Annotated in this window: 23 protein-coding genes; 14 read left to right on the top strand and 9 right to left on the bottom strand. The window is 33.6% G+C overall.

Annotated elements, in window-relative coordinates; genetic code table 11:
• Nucleotide 1: 1 nt before the first annotated feature.
• The 7 genes from TD18_RS01330 to TD18_RS01300 all read left to right on the top strand — a co-directional run bounded on the left by TD18_RS01330 (nucleotide 2) and on the right by TD18_RS01300 (nucleotide 5,471).
• Entirely contained in the window at nucleotides 2-496 is a 495-nt protein-coding gene (locus TD18_RS01330; RefSeq protein WP_040247436.1) for a rhodanese-like domain-containing protein, read from the top strand.
• Nucleotides 489-1,118 carry a TIGR04282 family arsenosugar biosynthesis glycosyltransferase gene (locus TD18_RS01325; RefSeq protein ID WP_040247434.1) on the top strand — a complete coding sequence of 210 codons (630 nt, stop codon included), beginning with the start codon at nucleotides 489-491 and terminating at the stop codon, nucleotides 1,116-1,118. Before TD18_RS01330 ends, TD18_RS01325 begins: the two co-directional genes overlap by 8 nt.
• Nucleotides 1,111-1,923, top strand: coding sequence for a purine-nucleoside phosphorylase (locus TD18_RS01320; RefSeq protein ID WP_040247431.1), 813 nt, complete (start codon nucleotides 1,111-1,113; stop codon nucleotides 1,921-1,923). The genes TD18_RS01325 and TD18_RS01320 overlap by 8 nt, the downstream gene beginning before the upstream one ends.
• A 3-nt stretch (nucleotides 1,924-1,926) precedes the next feature.
• A complete protein-coding gene (gene arsM, locus TD18_RS01315) occupies nucleotides 1,927-2,895 on the top strand; it encodes an arsenosugar biosynthesis arsenite methyltransferase ArsM (RefSeq protein ID WP_040247429.1) in 969 nt (322 codons plus the stop codon).
• Nucleotides 2,896-3,005: 110 nt separating this feature from the next.
• Nucleotides 3,006-3,893 carry a sterol desaturase family protein gene (locus TD18_RS01310; RefSeq protein WP_040247426.1) on the top strand — a complete coding sequence of 296 codons (888 nt, stop codon included), beginning with the start codon at nucleotides 3,006-3,008 and terminating at the stop codon, nucleotides 3,891-3,893.
• Nucleotides 3,894-3,932: 39 nt separating this feature from the next.
• Nucleotides 3,933-4,709, top strand: coding sequence for a DUF547 domain-containing protein (locus TD18_RS01305; protein ID WP_040247424.1), 777 nt, complete (start codon nucleotides 3,933-3,935; stop codon nucleotides 4,707-4,709).
• A gap of 27 nt (nucleotides 4,710-4,736) precedes the next feature.
• Nucleotides 4,737-5,471: a TIGR04283 family arsenosugar biosynthesis glycosyltransferase gene (locus TD18_RS01300; protein WP_040247422.1), complete on the top strand. Its 735-nt coding sequence runs from the start codon at nucleotides 4,737-4,739 to the stop codon at nucleotides 5,469-5,471.
• On the opposite strand, the gene TD18_RS01295 is transcribed toward TD18_RS01300, so the two are convergent.
• Together TD18_RS01295 and TD18_RS01290 are read right to left on the bottom strand one after the other, a co-directional pair.
• Nucleotides 5,468-6,199, bottom strand: a complete 732-nt coding sequence (locus TD18_RS01295; protein WP_040247420.1) for a metallophosphoesterase family protein — start codon at nucleotides 6,197-6,199, stop codon at nucleotides 5,468-5,470. The genes TD18_RS01300 and TD18_RS01295 overlap by 4 nt on opposite strands.
• 8 nt (nucleotides 6,200-6,207) lie before the next feature.
• Nucleotides 6,208-7,209 (bottom strand): glycoside hydrolase family 113, encoded by a 1,002-nt coding sequence (locus tag TD18_RS01290; RefSeq protein WP_040247417.1) that lies wholly within the window; start codon nucleotides 7,207-7,209, stop codon nucleotides 6,208-6,210.
• A gap of 93 nt (nucleotides 7,210-7,302) precedes the next feature.
• Here TD18_RS01290 and TD18_RS01285 point away from each other — a divergent pair, with 93 nt between their 5' ends.
• The 5 genes from TD18_RS01285 to TD18_RS01265 are packed head-to-tail and all read left to right on the top strand — an operon-like array spanning nucleotide 7,303 to nucleotide 13,913.
• Nucleotides 7,303-8,613: an NAD(P)/FAD-dependent oxidoreductase gene (locus TD18_RS01285; protein WP_040247416.1), complete on the top strand. Its 1,311-nt coding sequence runs from the start codon at nucleotides 7,303-7,305 to the stop codon at nucleotides 8,611-8,613.
• Entirely contained in the window at nucleotides 8,610-10,199 is a 1,590-nt protein-coding gene (locus tag TD18_RS01280; protein ID WP_040247414.1) for a 4Fe-4S binding protein, read from the top strand. The genes TD18_RS01285 and TD18_RS01280 overlap by 4 nt, the downstream gene beginning before the upstream one ends.
• Before the next feature lie 33 nt (nucleotides 10,200-10,232).
• Nucleotides 10,233-10,925 carry a glycosyltransferase family 2 protein gene (locus tag TD18_RS01275; protein WP_040247411.1) on the top strand — a complete coding sequence of 231 codons (693 nt, stop codon included), beginning with the start codon at nucleotides 10,233-10,235 and terminating at the stop codon, nucleotides 10,923-10,925.
• A complete protein-coding gene (locus TD18_RS01270; RefSeq protein ID WP_040247409.1) occupies nucleotides 10,922-12,412 on the top strand; it encodes a cellulose synthase family protein in 1,491 nt (496 codons plus the stop codon). Before TD18_RS01275 ends, TD18_RS01270 begins: the two co-directional genes overlap by 4 nt.
• 4 nt (nucleotides 12,413-12,416) lie before the next feature.
• A complete protein-coding gene (locus TD18_RS01265; protein WP_040247407.1) occupies nucleotides 12,417-13,913 on the top strand; it encodes a hypothetical protein in 1,497 nt (498 codons plus the stop codon).
• Nucleotides 13,914-13,960: 47 nt separating this feature from the next.
• Here the strand turns inward: TD18_RS01265 and TD18_RS01260 are convergent, their stop codons facing one another.
• The 7 genes from TD18_RS01260 to TD18_RS01230 form a co-directional block, all read right to left on the bottom strand.
• Nucleotides 13,961-14,305 carry a hypothetical protein gene (locus tag TD18_RS01260; protein WP_040247405.1) on the bottom strand — a complete coding sequence of 115 codons (345 nt, stop codon included), beginning with the start codon at nucleotides 14,303-14,305 and terminating at the stop codon, nucleotides 13,961-13,963.
• Nucleotides 14,306-14,483: 178 nt separating this feature from the next.
• Nucleotides 14,484-14,897, bottom strand: coding sequence for a VOC family protein (locus TD18_RS01255; protein WP_040247402.1), 414 nt, complete (start codon nucleotides 14,895-14,897; stop codon nucleotides 14,484-14,486).
• Nucleotides 14,898-14,970: 73 nt separating this feature from the next.
• Nucleotides 14,971-15,297, bottom strand: coding sequence for a hypothetical protein (locus TD18_RS01250; protein ID WP_040247400.1), 327 nt, complete (start codon nucleotides 15,295-15,297; stop codon nucleotides 14,971-14,973).
• A 45-nt stretch (nucleotides 15,298-15,342) separates the two neighbouring features.
• Complete coding sequence (locus TD18_RS01245) at nucleotides 15,343-16,872, bottom strand: bifunctional GNAT family N-acetyltransferase/carbon-nitrogen hydrolase family protein (RefSeq protein WP_040247398.1); 1,530 nt, start codon at nucleotides 16,870-16,872, stop codon at nucleotides 15,343-15,345.
• Nucleotides 16,872-17,846, bottom strand: a complete 975-nt coding sequence (locus TD18_RS01240) for a deoxyhypusine synthase family protein (protein ID WP_040247395.1) — start codon at nucleotides 17,844-17,846, stop codon at nucleotides 16,872-16,874. Before TD18_RS01240 ends, TD18_RS01245 begins: the two co-directional genes overlap by 1 nt.
• Nucleotides 17,836-18,777: an agmatinase gene (gene speB, locus TD18_RS01235; protein WP_040247393.1), complete on the bottom strand. Its 942-nt coding sequence runs from the start codon at nucleotides 18,775-18,777 to the stop codon at nucleotides 17,836-17,838. Before speB ends, TD18_RS01240 begins: the two co-directional genes overlap by 11 nt.
• A complete protein-coding gene (locus TD18_RS01230; protein ID WP_040247390.1) occupies nucleotides 18,767-20,167 on the bottom strand; it encodes an arginine decarboxylase in 1,401 nt (466 codons plus the stop codon). Before TD18_RS01230 ends, speB begins: the two co-directional genes overlap by 11 nt.
• 512 nt (nucleotides 20,168-20,679) lie before the next feature.
• Between TD18_RS01230 and TD18_RS01225 the strand changes: the two genes are divergently transcribed.
• Nucleotides 20,680-21,111, top strand: coding sequence for a carboxypeptidase-like regulatory domain-containing protein (locus TD18_RS01225; protein WP_040247388.1), 432 nt, complete (start codon nucleotides 20,680-20,682; stop codon nucleotides 21,109-21,111).
• A 20-nt stretch (nucleotides 21,112-21,131) separates the two neighbouring features.
• Entirely contained in the window at nucleotides 21,132-22,145 is a 1,014-nt protein-coding gene (locus TD18_RS01220; RefSeq protein WP_040247385.1) for a transglutaminase domain-containing protein, read from the top strand.
• The last annotated feature ends 4 nt before the right edge of the window (nucleotides 22,146-22,149 follow it).

Below are 22,149 nucleotides of genomic sequence, written 5' to 3'. Positions count from 1 at the left end.
TATGAGATTACTTTTTTTATATATAGTATGCCTATTTTCTACGACTAGCTTTTCACAAGAAAATTTATCTGAATTGCTTAAAAAGCATAATACAAAGCAAGTGCCTTATATTTCTGTAGAACAACTGGCAATGCCTAAAATAAACCCAGTAATTCTTGATGCTAGAGAATTTCACGAATATAAGGTTAGTCATCTTAAAGATGCTATTTTTGTCGGCTATACAGGTTTTGAATTAGATTCATTAGTAAAGCAACTACCAAACAAAAATCAAGATATAGTTGTGTACTGCTCATTAGGAATTCGTTCAGAAGTGATTGCCAATAAATTGAAAAAAGCAGGCTACACAAATGTAAAAAATCTGTATGGCGGGATTTTTGAATGGAAAAATAAAAATTTCTCAATTTACAATGCTCAGGAAAAAGAAACAGATAGTATACATGCGTTTTCAAAAGACTGGAGCAAATGGTTAAAAAATGGTATAAGAGTATATGAATAAAGAGCTTGTCATTGTTTTCGTAAAAAATATAACACTGGGTAAGGTAAAAACCAGACTTGCTAAAACTATTGGTAATCAGGCAGCTTTTGAAGTTTACAAAGCGCTTGTAAAAGTTACGGAAAATGCCACTAAAGCACTCGAAACACCATTACGTGTTTATTTTTCTGATGCTGTAGTTGACACCAAATGGAAGGAGGCTTACAAGGCAGTTCAAAGAGGACATGATTTGGGTGAACGCATGAAAAATGCATTTCTGCAAGGTTTCGAGGATGGTTATGATCGAATTGTGTTAATTGGATCAGATTTACCAGATATTAGTACAACCCATATTCAAAACGGATTAGAGGCTTTAAAGCAAACTGAAGTGGTTTTTGGACCTGCTGAAGATGGAGGATACTATCTGGTTGGAATGTCCAAAATGTATGAGAGCATTTTTGATAATAAACCATGGAGTCAATCCAATTTATTAGAAGAAACGTTACAAGAGTTACAAACCAATCAAGTTTCAGTCAGTACCTTAGAACTTTTAAATGACATTGATACTTTTGAAGATTTAGAAGCATCAAACTTTTACAAAAATAACAAACTATTACAACAAAAAATTAAACAAATCAATGCTTAAATTCATAACAGAAACTGCAGATTATTTGGCTGCAAAAGGGTTTGAAAATCCAGAAATAGGCATCATTTTAGGGACTGGTTTAGGCAAATTAACTGATGATATTGAAATCATTAGCGAAGTAAGCTATAACCATATTCCAAATTTCCCAACAGCCACGGTCGAATTTCACAAAGGAAAACTAATTTATGGAGATTTAGCTGGAAAAAAAGTAATGGTCATGCAAGGTCGTTTTCATGTGTATGAAGGTTATTCGTTACAAGATGTAACGTTTCCAGTTCGTATCATGGAAAAACTTGGAATTAAAACCCTATTAGTTTCAAATGCTGCTGGTGCCATTAATCGCAACTTTAAAAAAGGAGAATTAATGCTAATAGATGACCATATCAATTTACAAGGCAGTTCTCCCTTGGCATTTAAAGGTGTTGAAACCTTAGGTGAACGTTTTACAGATATGAGTGCGCCTTACAATTTAGACATTAACAAAACGTTTAAAAGCATTGCTAAAGCACATCACATCACATTACATGAAGGTGTTTATGCTAGTGTCGTCGGACCTCAATTAGAAACCAGAGCTGAATACAGAATGTTGAAAATTATTGGTGCTGATGCTGTTGGTATGAGTACAGTACCAGAAATTATTGTTGCGAATCATTTAAATATGAGAGCAGCAGCCATTTCGGTTTTAACAGACGAGTGCGATCCAGATAATTTAAAACCTGTCGATATTGCAGAAATAATTGCAACAGCAGGAATAGCCGAACCTAATATGATTACCCTTTTTAAAGCATTAATAAAAGAATTATAAGCTATGAGTTACTTAAACGCTACTAACGATTTATATAAAGAAGCAGCATTAACACCTGATGTTGGCTTATGCTGTACTACAAATCCTATTTGGGAATTACCTGGTTTAAAAATCCCAAGAATCATGCAAGAGATGAATTACGGTTGCGGAAGCACTGTTCATGCTCGAGATTTAACAAATAACCCTAAAATGCTTTATGTTGGTGTTGGTGGTGGCATGGAATTATTGCAATTCTCTTATTTCAATCGGCAAAAAGGTGGTGTGATTGGCGTTGATGTGGTTGATGAAATGTTAGAAGCATCTCGTAAAAATTTTATCGAAGCTGAAGCTCAAAACGATTGGTTTAAATCTGAATTTGTAGAGCTCAAAAAAGGAGATGCTATGCATTTACCAGTTGAAGACAACAGCATTGATGTAGCAGCACAAAACTGCTTATTCAATATTTTCAAAGCTGATGATTTAAAGAAAGCCATTGCTGAAATGTATCGCGTTCTAAAACCTCACGGAAGATTAGTCATGAGCGATCCTACTTGCGAGCAACCTATGAATGATAAATTGCGAAATGATGATCGTTTACGCGCGTTATGTTTAAGTGGAAGTTTACCTATTACAGAATACGTTAAAGCATTAACTGACGCTGGTTTTGGAACCATAGAAATCAGAGCGAGAAAACCGTATCGTATCCTAGATCCTAAGCACTATCCAACAAATGAACTCATTTATATAGAATCTATTGAAGTGGCTGCAATTAAAGATCCGATGCCTAGTGATGGACCTTGTGTTTTTACAGGAAAAGCTGCAATTTACTATGGTGAAGATGATTATTTTGATGATAAAGCTGGTCATGTATTACTCAAAAATCAACCGTTAGCGATTTGTGATAAGACGGCTGGAGTTTTGGCTAGCTTAGGAAGAGATGATATCTTTATAAGTGAATCTACGTATCATTATGATGGTGGTGGTTGCTGTTAGAAAACTTGTCACCTTGAGCATTGGTTGATATAAAATATATTTAATGAAAGCATCTTGTGAAGCAAGTCGGAAGGCCTCAATGTAGTCCCACCTGATAAGACAAAAAAATTATGGAAAAATATCTCGACATCATAAAAAATTCCTATTCTGGATATTGGAATTATTTGAAGAATGAAATTTTACTTCAAACTAATTGGGATAACTATTTCTATGGTTTAATTATCATTTCTATAGTTGTCTGGTTATTAGAAATTGCATTCCCATGGCGAAAAAATCAAGCTTTATTTCGTAAAGATTTTTGGTTGGATACCTTCTATATGTTTTTTAATTTCTTCCTGTTAAATCTTATTGTTTTTATTGCTTTATCTAATACAGTAGCAGCGCTTTTTAATGATGTTTTAGGTTTAGTGGGATTATCCGTTTCAAGTTTTCAGATATTTGATGTTGATGATTTACCGAGATGGCTCGGACTTTTCATCTTTTTTATAATTAGTGATTTTGTACAATGGAACACACATCGCTTACTACATCGTATTCCTATGTTATGGAATTTCCACAAAGTACATCATAGTGTTAAAGAAATGGGATTTGCAGCACACTTACGCTACCACTGGATGGAGCCTGTGGTTTATAAATCGTTACTCTATATTCCAATTGCCATTATTGGCGGTTTTGATGCTCAAGATGTTGCTATCGTTTACTTTTTCACAATTGCTATTGGTCATTTGAATCATGCCAATTTGGGTTGGGACTATGGCCTTTTAAAATACATTTTCAATAATCCGAAGATGCACATCTGGCATCACGCTAAAAAACTTCCAAGTCATGTTAGGTTTGGCGTTAATTACGGACTAACGTTAAGTATTTGGGATTATATATTTAAAACCGATTATGTACCACACGACGGTCGAGATATTGAGCTTGGTTTTGAAGAAGATGAGAAATTTCCAAAAGATTTTTTTGCTCAGGAGCTCTATCCTCTTAAAACCAAAAGTTGAGTAGTCTCGTAGGTATTTATACAAACAAAAAACCGAAATATGAACTACTCAAAATATGCATTAACTTTATTCATTGTATTAACTACCTATAGCTGTTTTTCAGCAAAAGGGCTTCCAATAAAAGAAGTAAAAGAAAATACGACTTCTAAAACACAAACTGAAACTACAACACTTGATCATTCTGCCTGGAACACCTTATTGCAGAAGTATGTAGCAGACCATGGTAACGTTGATTACAAAGGTTTTAAAACTGAATCTAAAAAGCTAAATGACTATGTTGATTATCTAGCGTCTAAAGTGCCTTCTGAAGATTGGAATATCAATGAACAATTAGCGTACTTCATCAATGTATATAATGCCAATACGATTAAATTGATTGTTGAAAATTATCCTTTAAAAAGCATCAAAGACATCTCTAATCCATGGATGAAAAACAGAATTAAAATTGGCAATAAAGACTATTCTTTAGCAGATATTGAAAACGGCATTTTGAGAAAAATGAATGAACCTAAAATTCATTTCGCTATCAATTGCGCCTCATATTCTTGTCCGAAACTTCTAAACACAGCCTATACATCAGAAAATGTTCAAGAATTGATGGAAAAAGCCACTAAAGAATTCATCAATAATTCTGAAAAAAATAAATTATCGGTCAATAATCCTAAGCTATCTGAAATTTTCAAATGGTATAAAAGCGATTTTACTGAAAATGGTTCATTAATAGATTATATTAATCAATATGCCGAAACTCCTATTTCAACAGAAGCAAAAATTGATTACATAGAGTATAACTGGGATTTAAATGATAAAAACTAAAGTGCCGTTTTTCTCGTATAGATGTATATGATAAGCATCATAATTCCTATATTAAACGAAGCCAAATCTATTGGAAATTTACTTTTTCATTTAATAGAACAGGCAACTCAACAACACCGTTTTGAAATCATAATAGTTGATGGAGGAAGCTCTGATGGATCTCAAGATATTGTTTCAGAATTTATATCAGGTCGATTGCAGTCAAGATCAAATAAAGACCTTTCAGATAATGTAACTGTTTCTTTAATACCTTCCGAAAAAGGACGAGCTAAACAAATGAATCTTGGTGCAAAAAAAGCTATTGGTCATATTCTATATTTCTTGCATGCGGATTCTTTTCCACCGAAAAACTACGATCAACTTATAATAAATGAAGTCAATAAAGGAAATCAAGCAGGTTGTTTCCGATTGCAATTTGACAGCAATCATTGGTGGTTACGATTAGCAAGCTGGCTCACCCAATTTTCATGGCGAGCATGCAGAGGTGGTGATCAAAGTTTATTTATTACCAATGCACTTTTTAAAGACATTGGAGGTTACGATGAAGATTACATCATATACGAAGACAATATGCTGATTAATGAATTGTATAAACGCAAACAATTTATTGTCATCAATAAAAAAATTCAAACGTCATCAAGATTATATGAAAAACATGGTGTTTGGAAATTACAATACCATTTCTGGAGTATCTACGTTAAAAAATGGTTTGGTGCTTCAGCCGATGATTTATACTTGTATTACAAAAAGCACATCAGTTAACGTTTATTTCTCCCTTGTTCATCTGGATATAAATCTTTCAGTGTATCACTTTGGAAGATTTCCTTTGTATCAATATCAATCGCAGATAGTTTCCCAGTAAAGGCTGCTCCTGTATCTATATTCCAAACATTGACGGCATGCATCGGTTTATCTTTATAGAAGTTGATTGTAGGTGTATGACCAATATAAATTTCAGAATAATGCTTCAAGCGATTTGGATATAATTCAGAATCTTTTCTAATTCTTTTATCCATAGTGATTGCCATTTCCCAAAGTGTGCGATCAAAATAAAAATTACGAAAGTTATATTCTTTCTCTACACCATGCATCGACGTAAACCCAGCATGAATAAACAATCGGTTTTTATCATCAATATGATACAAACTCATATCATCAAAAAAGTACAAATGCTGTTTCTTTTCATCTTCGGAAAATTCAGAATAACTTTCAACTGTTTCCTTTCCACCATGAGCCAACCAAACCGAATCACCTTGACCAGTTCGTAACCAATCTTCACACCACACATCATGATTTCCTTTAATAAAAATGCAATTGTTAGTCTTAGCTAGTTCTAATAAAAATTGAATTACCTGAGCAGATTCGCTCCAACCGTCAACGTAGTCTCCTACAAAAATCAATGTATCTTCATGAGTAACTCCAGCAACTTCCAACACCTGTTGCAATGCTTTTAATCCACCATGAATATCACCAATAGCAAGCGTTCTCATATTGTAAATTATTCAGATTTATAAAATGATTTAATGACAGCTTCCACAGGTTTATTTTGTGGTGTAAACTGATTGTCCTTTTCTCCTCCAGATGTATCATGATTATGAAACCACTTCCAAACAAAGCCTCCAGCAAACCAGTCTTCATGCCAAAATTCTTCAAAAAGTGCTTGAGTGGCATTGGCTTGACCTTCAAAATTTAGAGATTCAATGGTATGATCACTTTCCCAAGGCTCTTTTCCTGTATAGTCCATACTACGATAGCCATATTCTGTAAATAAAACGGGTTTATTATGTCTTTCAGAAAGTGATTTAATAACTTCTTTATGACTCTGCCATCCAGCTTTACACTCTTCTAGTGTTGGTGTTTTTTGATCACTTACTGGAAAATAGGCATCCACTCCAATATAATCAACATCGCTCCAGAAAGGCGTACGTTTAAATTCGTCCCAATTGGCTGCATATGTGAGTTTACCACCATAAACAGTTTTTATTTCTTGAATTAAATCAAGCCAATATTCTGGGCGTTCCTTAACGAAGTTTTCTAACTCTGTTCCAATACAAAAAATTTCTGCTTCAGTTTCCTGAGCTAATTCTGCATATTCCAAAATAAATTTAGTGTAGGTATTTTCAAGTGCTTTCCAGTTGTCTTCGGAAGACATTTTAATATCTCCCGTAAATTCGCCATGCCAAACCCAAATTTGAGGCTTAATCATAATTTTAATGTTTTTTTTCCTTAATTCATCAATATATTGCTTCGCTCCAGCTTTAGTTTCACCAAACCATTGCCTATCTGTATTATGAATAATTTCAGGATGGTCCAAATTTCGCATAAAACCAAAAGGCATAATAGCTGTATAATTAGCGCCAACTTTTGTAACAGGATTTATATGATTATCATCAATCGCATTAGGTGAAGCCACAAAACTGAGTCCGTTAATTTTTTCCTTTTGTACAGCACAAGACGTTAGTGTGAAAAACAAAACATAGAAAGTCAAAATTATTCTCATACCTAGAATTTAATCTTTAAATTTAAACAAATTGCCAATAGCGTTTAAGGTTTTAACAAAACCTTCGACAAAAGATTTAACTAACTAAAGCCTATGGATCACATCATCATCATTGGAAACGGAATTTCTGGTGTCACTTTAGCAAGACATATCAGAAAACTTTCAGATAAAAAAATCACCATCATTTCGGCTGAAACCGATTATTTCTTTTCTCGAACAGCGCTCATGTATGTTTATATGGGACACATGAAGTTTGAGCATACCCAACCTTATGAAAACTGGTTTTGGGAAAAGAATAGAATCGAACTCCTTAATGCCTACGTTGATGCCATTGATACTGATAATAAATGCTTAAAACTGGCAAATGGAGATGATCTAAATTATAACAAACTAGTAATTGCCACAGGAAGCAAGCCGAACAAATTTGGTTGGCCAGGTCAAGATTTAAAAGGCGTTATGGGAATGTACCACAAACAAGATTTAGAACACTTGGAAGTACATGCGCCAAACAAAGACGTTTGTAATCGTGCTGTTATTGTTGGTGGTGGACTTATAGGTATTGAACTTGCAGAAATGCTCAACTCCAGAAACATTCCTGTTACATTTTTAGTGCGTGAATCGAGTTTCTGGAATGGCGTTTTACCTGAAGGTGAAAGTGAAATGATTAACAGACACATAAAAAATCATCACATCGATTTACGCTTATCAACTAATTTAAGAGAAATAAAATCAGATGAACATGGTTATGTAAAATCGGTTATCATTGAAGAAACAGGTGAAGAAATCCCTTGTAATGTTGTAGGACTAACTGCTGGTGTTTCACCAAATATAGATTTTGTTAAATCTTCAAAAATTGAAACAGGAAAAGGTATTAAAGTCAACCGTTATCTGGAAACAAATATTCCAGATGTGTATGCTATTGGAGATTGCGCCGAACAGCACGAAGCCATTGGAAACCGAAGACCAATTGAAGCCGTTTGGTACACAGGACGAATGATGGGAGAAACCTTAGCTCAGACCATTTGTGGCAACCGAATACCCTATAATCCTGGACATTGGTTTAATTCGGCAAAGTTTTTTGATATCGAATACCAAACCTACGGATGGGTCTTTGGAAGCAAAGGCAAACCAGATTATGAAGCACATTTCCACTGGAAGCATGACGATGACACCAAATGCATAACAGTTGCTTTTCACCAAGACACCAATGAGTTTTTAGGCATTAATACCTTCGGAATACGTATGCGTCATGAGACGTTTGATAGATGGCTCACAGAAAAACGAGATGTTGATTATGTAATGAATCATCTTTCTGAAGCTAATTTTGATCCCGAATTTTATAAACGTTTTGAAAAAGACATTTTAAGAGCATACAATAACCAACTACAAACTGTATCATCATGAGCAACAAATTAAACTACAGCATGTCTTTAGCTAAACCAGATGCTCAAGATTTATCAAAAAAGCAAAAACTATCAGTTGGACTTGGAGTAATTGGTTTATTCATTTTAGTGTTGGCTTTATTTAATATTAAATTACCAAATTCAGTAACCTTTCTTACTTTAGCTTTATCATTTATTACAGTTGGTACTATTCTATTTGCTAATGATGCTTATCTTTCAAAATCAAAAGGGATTAAAAATGATGGTGTCTGGTTTAAATCTATATCTTCCAGAGGCACTTTAGGTTGGATTACCGGAATTGTCTTGACCTCATTTTACATCGTCCTTTATTTTTATGAAGGCCTTTTAGGAGCAGCAACAGATGGTGGAGAAAACACTGGATTAATTGCCTTATTTGATCCATTAAGTCAATTGTTAAGCGGAAGACCTGCAAGTCAATGGTTTGTTTACGGAACACTTTATACTATTGCTATTTTAGCATTTGGATATAAGTTTATTTTAAAGTATCGACATAATCGTTATGAGCAAATCAGAACGATTTCGGTCATGTTTTTTCAATTGGCTTTCGCCTTTTTAATTCCTGAATTCATGTATGTAATGAATTCTGATTTGCCTTACTATGATCTTAAAAATGTTTGGCCATTAAACTATTATAACTTTGAACAGTATCGTATTGATTCCTTTATTAATTCTGGAACCATAGGTATGGCGATGCTTATTTTCGGCATTGTATCCATTTTTGTGATAACACCAATATTAACTTTTAAGTACGGGAAACGCTGGTATTGCTCTTGGGTTTGTGGTTGTGGCGGATTAGCAGAAACTGCTGGAGATTCGTTCAGACATCTTAGTGATAAACGTCAGAGTGCCTGGAAAATTGAACGCTGGGTTATTCATAGTGTTTTAGTGTTTGTCGTTTTAATGACCACTGCAGTGATTTATACATATTTGGGTTATGATGCCAATAAATATTGGCTTACACGAGATGTGTTTTTATTCTCTGTTGTAGGCATTTTAACTTTAGTCTTTGCCTTAACTATGATTTTTAAGCGTCATGAATTAGGTAAAGATGCGAAATATGGAGCGATAGGGTATTTCGTAATTATTATGGCACTTGTTGGTTTTCATTTGTTGAGTTCGGAAACTAAATTATTTCTTTTCAAAGCCGAAACCTTACGATCAAGCTATGGCTTTCTTATTGGAGCTATATTTTCTGGAGTAATTGGTACGGGTTTTTACCCAATCTTCGGAAACAGAGTTTGGTGTCGCTTTGGTTGTCCGATGGCAGCCATTTTAGGATTCCAGCAACGGCTGTTTTCCAAGTTTAGAATTACAACGAATGGCGGACAATGTATTTCGTGCGGTAATTGTTCAACCTATTGCGAAATGGGAATAGATGTTCGCGCTTATGCTCAAAAAGGTGAAAATATTGTTCGTTCCAGTTGTGTTGGCTGCGGAATTTGTTCTGCAGTTTGCCCTAGAGGTGTACTAAAATTAGAGAACGACAGCATGAAAGGTCGTATTAATCCAAACGAAATCTTATTAGGAAATGATGTTGATTTAATGGATTTAGTAAATCAGAAATAAGATGTTGTATTTTTGCACCTTCAAACTAACTAAATGCCAAATATAAAAGTCATCATTCCTGCTTACAATGAAGCAGATTCAATAGCGCTCGTCATTAAAGATATTCCAGACCTTGTTAATGAAATTATTGTGGTGAGTAATAATTCAAATGACGACACAGAAATCAATGCAAAAAATGCAGGAGCAACAGTATTGACAGAATCGAACAAAGGTTATGGTTATGCCTGCTTAAAAGGCATGGATTATATTTCAAATCAAACTGAAAAACCAGATATTATCGTGTTTTTAGATGGTGATTACAGTGATTACCCAGAAGAACTCACAAAAATAATAGCTCCTATCCTATACGATGATATCGATTTTGTTATTGGTGCAAGAGTGAAAGACCTAAGAGAAAATGGATCGATGACTATTCCTCAAATCTTTGGGAACTGGCTAGCAACAAGCCTAATGACTTTATTTTTCAGAGCAAAATTTACAGATTTAGGTCCTTTTAGAGCTATCAAATACAATGCACTTTTGAATTTACAAATGGAAGACAAAACTTATGGATGGACTGTTGAAATGCAGCTAAAAGTGTTAAAGCAAAAATTAAGTTACATTGAAATTCCTGTAAATTACAGAAATAGAATAGGTGTCTCAAAAGTTTCAGGAACCATAAAAGGTGCTATATTTGCAGGCGTAAAAATCTTAGGTTGGATTTTTAAATACAGTTTAAAAAAATGATTCTTCAAACGACAATTATTGTCATTTATACAATAGCTATTGTACTGATTTTCTTGTATGCTCTGGCTCAGCTCAACCTGCTGTTTAATTACCTGTCTTCAAAAAAAGCAAACGATGATTGTGAGACTTTTGATTTATCTAAATCTGAAGAAGTGCCTTTTGTAACCATACAACTTCCTGTATATAATGAAATGTATGTTATGGATCGGTTGTTAGATAACATTGCCCTTATTGACTATCCAAAAAATAAACTGGAAATTCAAGTACTTGATGACTCCACAGATGAAACTATTGAGACCACAAGGGAACACGTAGAAAAAATTAAAGCACTAGGTCTCGATATAAAACATATTACCAGAACAGATCGAAGTGGTTTTAAAGCTGGTGCCTTAAAAGAAGGTTTAAAAATTGCTAAAGGTGAATTTATTGCCATTTTTGATGCCGATTTTCTACCAAAACCTAACTGGCTTAAACGTACCATTCCGTATTTTAAGGATGAACAAATTGGTGTTGTTCAAACCCGTTGGAGTCACATTAACCGTAACTATTCATTACTGACTAAAATTCAAGCCTTTGCCTTAGATGCGCATTTTACACTAGAACAAGTTGGGCGAAATAGCAAAGGTCATTTCATCAATTTTAATGGTACAGCTGGAATCTGGAGAAAAGAATGTATCATTGATGCTGGAAATTGGGAAGGTGATACACTAACTGAAGATTTAGATTTAAGTTATAGAGCACAACTTAAAAACTGGAAGTTTAAATATCTTGAAGACGTTGAAACACCTGCCGAATTACCTGTAGTCATAAGTGCTGCGCGTTCGCAACAATTTCGATGGAATAAAGGAGGTGCTGAGAATTTTAGAAAAATGCTTAAACGCGTCATTCAATCAAAAAACATTTCTTTTAAGACGAAAATTCATGGCTTACTTCACTTATTAAATAGTACCATGTTTTTAAATGTTTTTATCGTTGCCGTATTGAGTATACCCATGTTATACATTAAAAATGAATATGCTCATTTACGCTTTTACTTCTATTTTATGAGTTTTTTCGTCATGAGTACAGTCATCTTTTTTATTTGCTACTGGTTTATGTACAAACAAATTTATGGTAGTGGTTTTAAAAACTTCTTCAGCTACATAGCCATGTTTTTTACGTTCTTTTCTATAGCAATGGGTTTTTCTTTACACAACTCAATTGCTGTTTTAGAAGGTCATGTTGGTAAACGTAGTGAGTTTGTTCGTACGCCCAAATTTAATATCAGTACTATTAAAGATTCTTGGAAAGGCAACAAATATCTCAGAAAAAAACTATCACCTCACGTTATTTTAGAAGGTGCGCTAATGCTCTATTTTGCGTTTGGCTTGTACAGTGCTTTTGTTGTAGGCGATCAAGGTGGCGACTTTGGGTTATTTCCATTCCATTTGATGTTGTTTTTAGGTTTTGGTTACGTCTTCTTTAAATCGATATCTTCTAAAGTCTAAGATTATGCAATTATGGAAACTTAATAAGGTTCCTTTATTGCTCACGTTTGTCGGCTTGTTTCTCTATTGGCTTTTTGCTTATGATTTAATTCGAACTGAATATACGAAGCTGATCCTCTTGTATAGTTTGTTATGGATTGTATTTGGATTGCTTCTGAAATATTCAAAAAATAACATTAAGTTTTTAACTGGTATTGCATTTCTGTTTCGGGCAATTTTTATTCTTGCCATTCCGAATTTGTCTCAAGATTTTTATCGTTTCATTTGGGATGGACGTATGATTCTTGAAGGTCTTAATCCGTATTTGTTTACGCCTGAATCCTTTGTTCAAAACCAAGAATTTCCGGTTGCTCAAGCTGAAGAATTATACTCTGGAATGGGACAACTTAACGGAAGCCATTTTACCAATTATCCTCCAATGAAGCAATTGTGTTTTGTAATAGCAGGACTGTGTTCTGGACATAGCATTCTAGGTTCAGCTTTTGTATTACGACTTCTAATCATCGCAGCAGATTTTGGGACACTATACTTCGGAAAGCGCCTTCTTGAACGACTTAACCTTCCTATAAAAAACATCTTTTGGTACATCCTAAATCCGTTTATTATTATTGAACTCACCGGAAATTTACATTTTGAAGGCGTTATGATTTTCTTCCTGGTTTGGAGTTTATGTCTCTTGCATTCAGGCAAATGGAAATTAGCTGCTGTAGTATTTGCTTTGTCGATTTCGGTAAAATTGATTCCGTTGTTGTTTTTGCCATTGCTATTTTGGTGGTTCAAAGCGAATAAAAGTAGTGAGATTCTGAAACAAGTACAGCATGACGATAGTCCCAAGGTAAAACATACTATAAAAAACAAAAATGATATTTCGAACGCAATCGACGAATCTAAGGAACTTCTAGAATCCGCTCTCGATGACAACAAAAAAACCCAAATTGACATTAAAAAGTTAATAGCATTCTATGGTATCGTTGGCATGACAACGCTTATCTTATTTGCACCTTTTTATTCTTCGGAATTTGTAACAAACTATGCAGAAACTGTCGGACTCTGGTTTAGTAATTTTGAGTTTAATGCAAGCGTCTATTATCTTGCTCGTGAAATAGGGTATTGGTTTACAGGATATAATGAAATCGCCATAATTGGAAAAATCTTGGCCTTAGTAGTGTTTTTATTTGTAGTGGGATTGTCTCTCTTAAAACAACAACATACTATCAAAACCCTAATTACACATATGCTTTTAGCATTTGCTGTGTATCTATTTTTAAGTACTACAGTACATCCATGGTATATAGCAACACTTTTAATTTTAAGTGTGTTTACAAACTATAAATTTCCCATAGTTTGGAGTTTTATAATCATCTTAAGTTATTTGGCTTATATTAATCTCAATAGTGCAGATAAATCTGAAAACCTCTGGATTATTACGATAGAATATGTGGTGGTTTTTACAGTGTTTTTTTGGGAATTATTTAGAAAAAAGCCACTCATCAATTCATAAAAAAAGCCAACTTTAAAAAGTTGGCTTGATTATAATTTTTTGAGAAACTATAGCTTTTTTAAAGCTACTATCGTATAGGTTTCAATTTCGTCTTCATAACCATCATCATCTTTTAAAGTTTCAGTTGTTATGGTATAAGTCACCATAAACTTCGTTCCTACAAGTTTTTCTGATTGTAAATCGAACGACTTTAAAAGGGATTTATCAACTTCCTGAAACGTCATTGTGTATTCTTCGTCGTCCTCATCAATACCAATAAAATTGTAACCATAATCTTCTTGACCATCGTAAATTCCTTCAAATACTTCGGTTGAATTTAATGTAGCGAATGACGAAAAAGAGACAAAGCATACCATTAAAAAGCCAGCAATTAATGCAGTTTTTGTTTTCATTTTAATAACATTTAACGTTGTAAATAAGCATTGTTTTCTTCGGAGTTTTGCCACCTCAAGTCCGATAGTGCTTTTAGTAAAATCATCATGATGATTTACATGTGGAATAGTATATATACGTTTCTGAACGGTGAATAGACTATGACGTTAAGAGATTGTCACATCTAAGGCTAGCTTGTTACGCTCTAAAAATATTCTTTTGGTCTTTAAAACATTTAAACTCTAACATATAGTCGTTAGGATCTTTAATAAAATACGATTGATGTTCTCCAGCTTTGTCTTTCAAAAACAAGCTGTGATCTACAAGTTGTAATTTCTTTTCCTTTAGCTTTTTGTAAGTTGAATTCCAGGTCGTTTCATCAACGATGACTCCAAAGTGAAATGACGGTAAAATCTTTCCCTCGAAGACATAGTTTGGACTATTGAAATTAAATTTCTGGGCTTTAATAAATGTAAGTTGATGTCCGAATAAATTAACATCTATCCAGGTTTGAGAAGACCTACCAATTGTAGCTCCAACAATATCAGTATAAAAGTTTTTAGTTTCTTTTACACTCAAGCAAGGCAGAGACATGTGAAAAACAGTTTCCATAATTATCAGATTAAGACAAGTCGTCGATTTCTATAAAGTAATTTACAAAATTAAATGTTGCAAATTTCAAAAATTAATCTAAATCGTCATCCTCATCTTCTGAAGATAATTCAGGATCTTGAACCGCTTCAGGATCGTCATTATCAAAGTCTTCGTAATCGTCTTCATCGTAATTTTCCATAGTAACTTCTAGCTTGGTACTAACTTTGACTAAGTATTTTGTGTCTTCTGTAGTTACTTCAACGGCTTCAACAATTTCGTTATTAGCATTTCTGAACGTAATAATGTTATCATCATCATATCCATCAGGATATTTTTCTACTAATAATGCCAGGATTTCTGGAGTTAATTTTTTAAAATCAACAATTACTCGTTTAAGGTTTGCGTCTTTTTGTTTCATTTTTTAATAATCTTATGGAGCTTAAATTCATCCTAAATATACTATTTATTCTAGTACACGAATCACATTATAAAAATCTTTTCTTCTATCCTTGAGATTTTTTACAGCACCAAATGAGTGTAATTCTCTTAAAAGGCTTAAATCTACATCTGCCACTAATATCATTTCTGTATTAGTCGTTGCTTCTGCTTTTATACCATTACTAGGAAACGAAAAGTCACAAGGTGTAAATACAGCCGATTGAGCATATTGGATATCCATGTTGTTTACATTAGGCAAATTTCCTACACTTCCCGCGATGGCAACGTAACATTCATTTTCAATAGCTCTGGCTTGAGCACACAGTCTTACTCGTGAATATCCGTTTTGAGTATCGGTTAAAAACGGCACAAATAGGATGTCCATACCTTCATCTGATAATAGTCGGGATAACTCAGGAAATTCAGAATCATAACAGATTAAGATTCCTATTTTTCCAGCATCAGTTTCGAACGTATTCAATTTGTATCCAGGTTGCATTCCCCAAACTTTAGCTTCGTCTGGAGTGACATGGATTTTTTCATAACGTTCTGAGCTTCCATCTCTGCGACACAAATAGCCAACATTATACAATTTATCACCAATAAGTTCTGGCATACTACCAGTAATAATATTGATGTTATACGAGATAGACAATTGCTGCATTTTTTCAACAATAACCTTGGTATACTTTGCTAATTCTCTAATGGCATCTGGCTCATGCATATGATTGTATTTCGCCATTAATGGTGCATTGAAAAACTCTGGGAACAATGCAAAATCTGAGCGATAAGCAGCCACACTATCTACAAAATATTCAACCTGTTGCATTAATTCATCCAAGCTATTATACGTACGCATTTGCCATTGGATCAAACCTAACCTCACAATTGTTTTCACTGTACTTGCTTTTCGGCTTTTCTTCGTGTAATAAATGTTATCCCATTCCATTAAAACGGCATATTCATTTGAAGCGGTGTCACCTTCCAGGTAACCTTTTAAAACTCGTACAGGATGAAAATCGTTAGAAATTTGAAAATTTAAAACAGGATCATGAATCTCCTTACGCTTTACTTTTTCAATATATTCTTTAGGTGTAAATTGTTTATGCTTGTGGTAGTTTGGCATTCTTCCTCCAAACACAATTCCTTTCAGATTTAAGTTCTCACAGATTTCTTTTCGGTAATCATACAAACGTCTTCCTAAACGCAAGCCTCTGTATTCTGGCTTAATAAAAACATCTATTCCGTAAAGCACATCTCCTTTAGGATCATGCATTTTAAACGAATCACCTTTAATTATATCTGCATAGGTGTGATTGTCATCAATACTATCGTAATCAACAATCAGAGACAAAGCGCATCCTGCAATATTGCCATCAATCTTGATAACAACCTGACCTTCAGGAAAAATAGACGTTAACTGTTCTATATGATGTTTTTTCCAGTAGGAATCTAAAACACCGCCATAGGATTCAAGAGTTGCTGATTTTAACTCTTCGTAATCATCAACCGTTAAATATTTCAGTTCAATATTTTCAATCTTATGTTCTTCCATTACATATCCAGGAGATAAGCAAAGATTAAAGGTGCTACGATGGTCGCATCACTTTCTATAATATATTTTGGAGTATTGATATCTAATTTTCCCCAAGTGATCTTTTCGTTGGGAACAGCTCCAGAATAAGAGCCGTAACTTGTTGTAGAATCACTTATCTGGCAGAAATAACTCCAGAAAGGTGTATCAGTTCGTTCCATATCCTGATATAACATTGGCACCACACAAATAGGAAAATCACCTGCAATTCCTCCTCCAATCTGGAAGAAACCAATACCTTTTTCAGAATTATCAGTGTACCAATCGGCTAAGAATGTCATGTATTCAATACCAGATTTCATAGTACTTGCTTTCAATTCGCCTTTAAGTACGTAGCTGGCAAAAATATTTCCCATGGTGCTATCTTCCCAACCAGGACAAACAATTGGCAGGTTTTTTTCAGCAGCTGCATACATCCATGAATCTTTTAAATCAATTTCATAATGCTCTTCTAAAACTCCTGAAAGTAATAACTTATACATATATTCATGAGGCAGATAACGCTCGCCTTTAGCTTCAGCATCTTTCCATATTTTAACAATATGCTCTTGAATTCTTCGGAAGGCTTCTTCTTCAGGAATACAGGTATCTGTAACTCTGTTTAAGCCTTTTTCTAATAGTTCCCATTCATCCTGAGGCGTTAAATCTCTGTAATTAGGTACACGTTTATAGTGAGAATGTGCCACTAAATTCATGATATCCTCTTCAAGATTCGCTCCAGTGCATGAGACTATTTGTACTTTGTCTTGACGAATCATCTCAGCAAAAATCTTACCCAATTCTGCTGTACTCATAGCTCCAGCTAAGGACACTAACATTTTTGCACCAGAATTCAACTGATCTTCATAACCCTTTGCTGCATCAACCAAAGCTGCTGCATTAAAGTGTAGGTAATATTTTTCAATAAATTGTGATATACTTCCTTTAGTTGTCATCGTCGTCGTTATATTTTGAAAATTTGTTTACTCCTGAAGATGTATCATTAAAGTTACTATCGTAATCTTCTTCGATATCTTCATTTAAAAATTTATAAGTTAGCATTTTGTAATACAGTTTTGCCGCCAGAAAATCTGATGATTTTTCTTTAGGATTTGGGCATAATTCAACAATATCAAATCCGACAACATTTTTTTCTTCAAACACCTGACGTAAAAAGTCGAGTGTTTCATACCATAATAAACCTCCTGGTTCAGGTGTTCCTGTAGATGGCATAATTGAAGGATCAAAAGCATCTAAATCAATAGTAATATATACATTATCTGTCATTTGATCGATTGCAGAATCTACCCAGTTATCGTCCTCTGCCATTTCATGAGCAAAATACGTTTTTTCTTCATCCATGACAGTAGTTTCGATAATATCCATACTACGAATACCCACTTGAATTAGATTTGTAGATTGACTTGCTTCATACAAAGCACACGCATGATTACATTTACTACCATGATAAGATTTACGCAAATCGGCATGAGCATCTAATTGCAATACGGTTAAGTTATCAAAACACTCATTAAAGGCTCTAATAGTTCCAATAGAAATAGAATGTTCACCACCAAAAGTCGTTACAAATTTGTTTTTCTTAATATAGGTTTTTACGACTTGATGAACCGCATCAACCATTTGCTCAGGAGATGTATTTTCTGTAACAGGTTCAGCTAAAAACACACCTTGTTTATAAACTTCTGTTTGCGTTTCAATGTCGTAAAGCTCCATATTTTCTGAAGCATTTAAAAACGCTTCAGGTCCTTTATCTGCTCCTTTTTGCCAAGTACTTGTACCATCATATGGCACTGGAATTAATACAATTTTAGAACTGTCTAATTTAGAATATTGGTCTTCTATTCCTGCGTAAGTTTTATTGTCCATTATAACCTAAAATTTTAAGTAAGTCTTCACTTTTTTGTTGTTCACTAAATAATTTTGTGGTGATGTTTCCATGATCATCCTTGTTTATTAAAATATGTTTTGGTGATGGAATTAAGCAATGTTGTAAACCTCCAAATCCACCAATAGTTTCCTGATAAGCTCCAGTATTAAAGAAACCAATATATAAGGGTTTGTCTTTATTGTATTTCGGAAGATAAATAGCGTTCATGTGTTGTTCACTGTTGTAATAATCGTCGCTATCACAGGTTAATCCACCTAAAAGCACACGCTCATAGCTGTCGTTCCAGCGGTTAATTGGCAACATAATAAAACGTTTATTAATTGCCCAGGTATCTGGTAAAGTCGTAATGAAAGAGGAATTAATCATGTTCCACTTTTCACGATCATTTTGCTGTTTTTGATATAATACTTCATAGATGGCTCCACCACTTTCTCCAACTGTGAAACTTCCAAATTCAGTAAATATGTTTGGTACTTCAACATCTTCTTCTTCACAAACCAACTTAATTTGATTTACGATTTCGTCAACCATGTAGGCATAATCGAAATCGAAAGCCAATGAGTTTTTAATTGGAAAACCACCTCCAATATTCAAGCTATCCAGTGAAGGACAAACCTTCTTTAAGCTTGTATACACCTTTAAACACTTTGATAATTCATTCCAGTAATAAGCATTATCACGAATTCCTGTATTGATAAAAAAATGAAGCATTTTCAGCTCAACCTTTTTATTGTTTTGAATTTGATTCTTATAAAACGGAACGATGTTTTTATATCCAATACCTAATCTGGACGTGTAAAATTCAAATTTCGGTTCTTCTTCAGAAGCGATTCTAATTCCAACTTTATATTTACCTTTAATTTCAGCAGATAACAATTCAATTTCTTCATAGTTATCAATAATTGGGATGGCATTTTTATGACCATTATTAATCAGTCGAGCAATGTTGGTCACATATTGAGCACGTTTAAATCCGTTGCTAATTACAAAGGTTTTATCTGTAATTTTTCCTTCGGCTTTTAAGCGTTCAACAATATCAATATCAAATGCTGAAGAGGTTTCGATGTGAATATCATTTTTCAATGCCTCATCTAATACGTGTTTAAAATGCGAACTTTTTGTGCAATAGCAATAGTTGTATTTGCCTTTATAGTTGTTATTTTCAATCGCATCAGCAAACCATTGTTTTGCACGATTGATATTATTGGAAATTTGAGGCAAATAGGTGAATTTTAATGGGACTCCATACTCTTCAACCAATTCCATAAGATTGATGTCATGAAATTCTAGAGTTCTATTTTCTAATTTGAATTCAGGTTGTGGAAAATCAAAAGTTTGATTAATTAAATCTATATATTTAGTGTTCATTATGAGTTTTAAAATTAAAAGTATATTATCTAGATCTGTTTGGTGTTAAATCTGAGATAACTTAATAAAAAAAAATGAGATAATTGTTAAGGTAACAAAATCTTTAACTGATAAATCTTATCAAACTTGAATCTGAGGATGAGTCGTAGGAATAAAGCCAAACAAATGTTGGCTCATTAAAATGTAGTAAGCGGAAGTTAGCTCTAAAATTCGGTGACTTAATCTATAAGCTGCTTTTGAATATGACTTCCTAATTTTCAAAAGCCCGAACATAAAAACACGTTTCAATTTGTTCAGCTAAATGCATAGCAAAAGTAATTTATTTTTTAATACACCATACGTTTTTATGTTTTTTTTGAAAAAAAGTTAAAAATCTTATTTTTTTACAATTTCAGTGTATCTTAGACTCATTGAAAAGTGGGTTTCACTAAGTGGAACAATTAGATGACTAGACGTATGTTGATATCAAACCATACATTACCTAGATTTGATAGAAACAAAATTATTATATTATGAAAACACAAGTATTACCACTACAGCACAAAGCAGATTTAATATCGAATAGAATGGTTCAATATTTACTGATTGGACTCTTAATGATTGCTTCTGTAGCATTCAATTCGACGTATGCTCAAACTACAACAAAAGCTGAAATCAATGTAAAAGGCATGGTTAGTGACGAAATCGGACCATTAACTGGTGTAAATATTGCACTCGAAGGAAGTAACGTTGGTGCTATTACTGACACAGATGGCACTTTTATTTTTCCTAAAGCATTACAACCTGGTGATGTTTTGGTCTTTAGTTACTTAGGTTATGAAACTCGAAGAATTAAAATTAAAGAGGATACCAGATTTTTAAATCTTAAAATGGTTTCTGAAGCCATAGACATTGTTGGAGCTGTTGCAGTTGATAAACCCTACAAGTCGAAACGTTCATTTTAAATCCTTAAAGTCTAGTTTCTATGAAAACATTCGGACTTTTTATAGGCATTTTAATGACCATTCAGGTTCATGCACAACTTTCAGATTTTGAACATATTGATTTCAAAAAAGCAGACAGTATTGCATTGGCTCACAAAAAGGCAAACCTTAAAAACTTACCTGAGTTAGCACGTAATTTAACCATAAACCTAGATACAGAAGTTGAAAAATTTAGAGCCATCTATATGTGGGTGTGTGCTAATGTCGCGAATGATTATAGGTTGTATTTAAAAAACAAAAAGAAAAGAGAAAAGTTTGAAAACGACAGTCTTAAGTTAGATGCCTGGAATGAGGATTTCAAAAAGAAGTTATTCAGCAAACTTAGAAAACGGAAAAAAACCATTTGTTCTGGTTATGCTTATCTGGTAAGTGAACTCTCAAGATTATCCAATATTAATTGTAAAATGGTAAATGGTTTTGGAAGAACCAGCACAACTACAATTGATAATTTTAATGCACCTAATCACTCATGGAACGCTGTTAATCTTAATGGCAAATGGTATTTAAGTGATCCCACTTGGGCCAGCGGAATTGTGCATCCGTTTAATTACGGATTTAAGTTTAATTACAACAACGGACTCTTTCTTACGAATCCGGAATTTTTCGCAATGACGCATTATCCTATAGAATCTAAATGGATGCTTTTAGATACAGAGATCCCTTCGTTTCAATCTTTTTTAGAAAATCCAATTATGTATGGCAAAGCGTATAAGCATTTAACTGCTCATCATACACCAACAAAACTGAACAATACGATTAAGAAAAATGAAACTATAGTTTTTAAATATGAATTGTTAGAGCCCATTGATAAAAATGAGATTTCATTTATAAGCGATAATGGCTTTAATACCACAACTGTCAAACCTTCTTCTATTGTTATGGATAATTTGTCTTTAACATTAGAATATAAGTTTGATCAAACAGGTTATTTTGATACGCATTTTGTCATCGGAGACGATTTGATTGTTAGCTATACGTTTAAGGTTGAGAATTAAAATT

Origin of the sequence: Psychroserpens mesophilus (assembly GCF_000826645.1) — a bacterium.
GTDB lineage: Bacteria > Bacteroidota > Bacteroidia > Flavobacteriales > Flavobacteriaceae > Psychroserpens > Psychroserpens mesophilus.
This window is presented reverse-complemented; position numbering and strand designations above follow the sequence as displayed.

Bases quoted from the DNA above. Each gene is read 5' to 3' on its own strand.
- TD18_RS01330 (WP_040247436.1), top strand. From the start codon at position 2: ATGAGATTACTTTTTTTATATATAGTATGCCTATTTTCTACGACTAGC.
- TD18_RS01325 (WP_040247434.1), top strand. From the start codon at position 489: ATGAATAAAGAGCTTGTCATTGTTTTCGTAAAAAATATAACACTGGGT.
- TD18_RS01320 (WP_040247431.1), top strand. From the start codon at position 1,111: ATGCTTAAATTCATAACAGAAACTGCAGATTATTTGGCTGCAAAAGGG.
- arsM (WP_040247429.1), top strand. From the start codon at position 1,927: ATGAGTTACTTAAACGCTACTAACGATTTATATAAAGAAGCAGCATTA.
- TD18_RS01310 (WP_040247426.1), top strand. From the start codon at position 3,006: ATGGAAAAATATCTCGACATCATAAAAAATTCCTATTCTGGATATTGG.
- TD18_RS01305 (WP_040247424.1), top strand. From the start codon at position 3,933: ATGAACTACTCAAAATATGCATTAACTTTATTCATTGTATTAACTACC.
- TD18_RS01300 (WP_040247422.1), top strand. From the start codon at position 4,737: ATGATAAGCATCATAATTCCTATATTAAACGAAGCCAAATCTATTGGA.
- TD18_RS01295 (WP_040247420.1), bottom strand. From the start codon at position 6,199: ATGAGAACGCTTGCTATTGGTGATATTCATGGTGGATTAAAAGCATTG.
- TD18_RS01290 (WP_040247417.1), bottom strand. From the start codon at position 7,209: ATGAGAATAATTTTGACTTTCTATGTTTTGTTTTTCACACTAACGTCT.
- TD18_RS01285 (WP_040247416.1), top strand. From the start codon at position 7,303: ATGGATCACATCATCATCATTGGAAACGGAATTTCTGGTGTCACTTTA.
- TD18_RS01280 (WP_040247414.1), top strand. From the start codon at position 8,610: ATGAGCAACAAATTAAACTACAGCATGTCTTTAGCTAAACCAGATGCT.
- TD18_RS01275 (WP_040247411.1), top strand. From the start codon at position 10,233: ATGCCAAATATAAAAGTCATCATTCCTGCTTACAATGAAGCAGATTCA.
- TD18_RS01270 (WP_040247409.1), top strand. From the start codon at position 10,922: ATGATTCTTCAAACGACAATTATTGTCATTTATACAATAGCTATTGTA.
- TD18_RS01265 (WP_040247407.1), top strand. From the start codon at position 12,417: ATGCAATTATGGAAACTTAATAAGGTTCCTTTATTGCTCACGTTTGTC.
- TD18_RS01260 (WP_040247405.1), bottom strand. From the start codon at position 14,305: ATGAAAACAAAAACTGCATTAATTGCTGGCTTTTTAATGGTATGCTTT.
- TD18_RS01255 (WP_040247402.1), bottom strand. From the start codon at position 14,897: ATGGAAACTGTTTTTCACATGTCTCTGCCTTGCTTGAGTGTAAAAGAA.
- TD18_RS01250 (WP_040247400.1), bottom strand. From the start codon at position 15,297: ATGAAACAAAAAGACGCAAACCTTAAACGAGTAATTGTTGATTTTAAA.
- TD18_RS01245 (WP_040247398.1), bottom strand. From the start codon at position 16,872: ATGGAAGAACATAAGATTGAAAATATTGAACTGAAATATTTAACGGTT.
- TD18_RS01240 (WP_040247395.1), bottom strand. From the start codon at position 17,846: ATGACAACTAAAGGAAGTATATCACAATTTATTGAAAAATATTACCTA.
- speB (WP_040247393.1), bottom strand. From the start codon at position 18,777: ATGGACAATAAAACTTACGCAGGAATAGAAGACCAATATTCTAAATTA.
- TD18_RS01230 (WP_040247390.1), bottom strand. From the start codon at position 20,167: ATGAACACTAAATATATAGATTTAATTAATCAAACTTTTGATTTTCCA.
- TD18_RS01225 (WP_040247388.1), top strand. From the start codon at position 20,680: ATGAAAACACAAGTATTACCACTACAGCACAAAGCAGATTTAATATCG.
- TD18_RS01220 (WP_040247385.1), top strand. From the start codon at position 21,132: ATGAAAACATTCGGACTTTTTATAGGCATTTTAATGACCATTCAGGTT.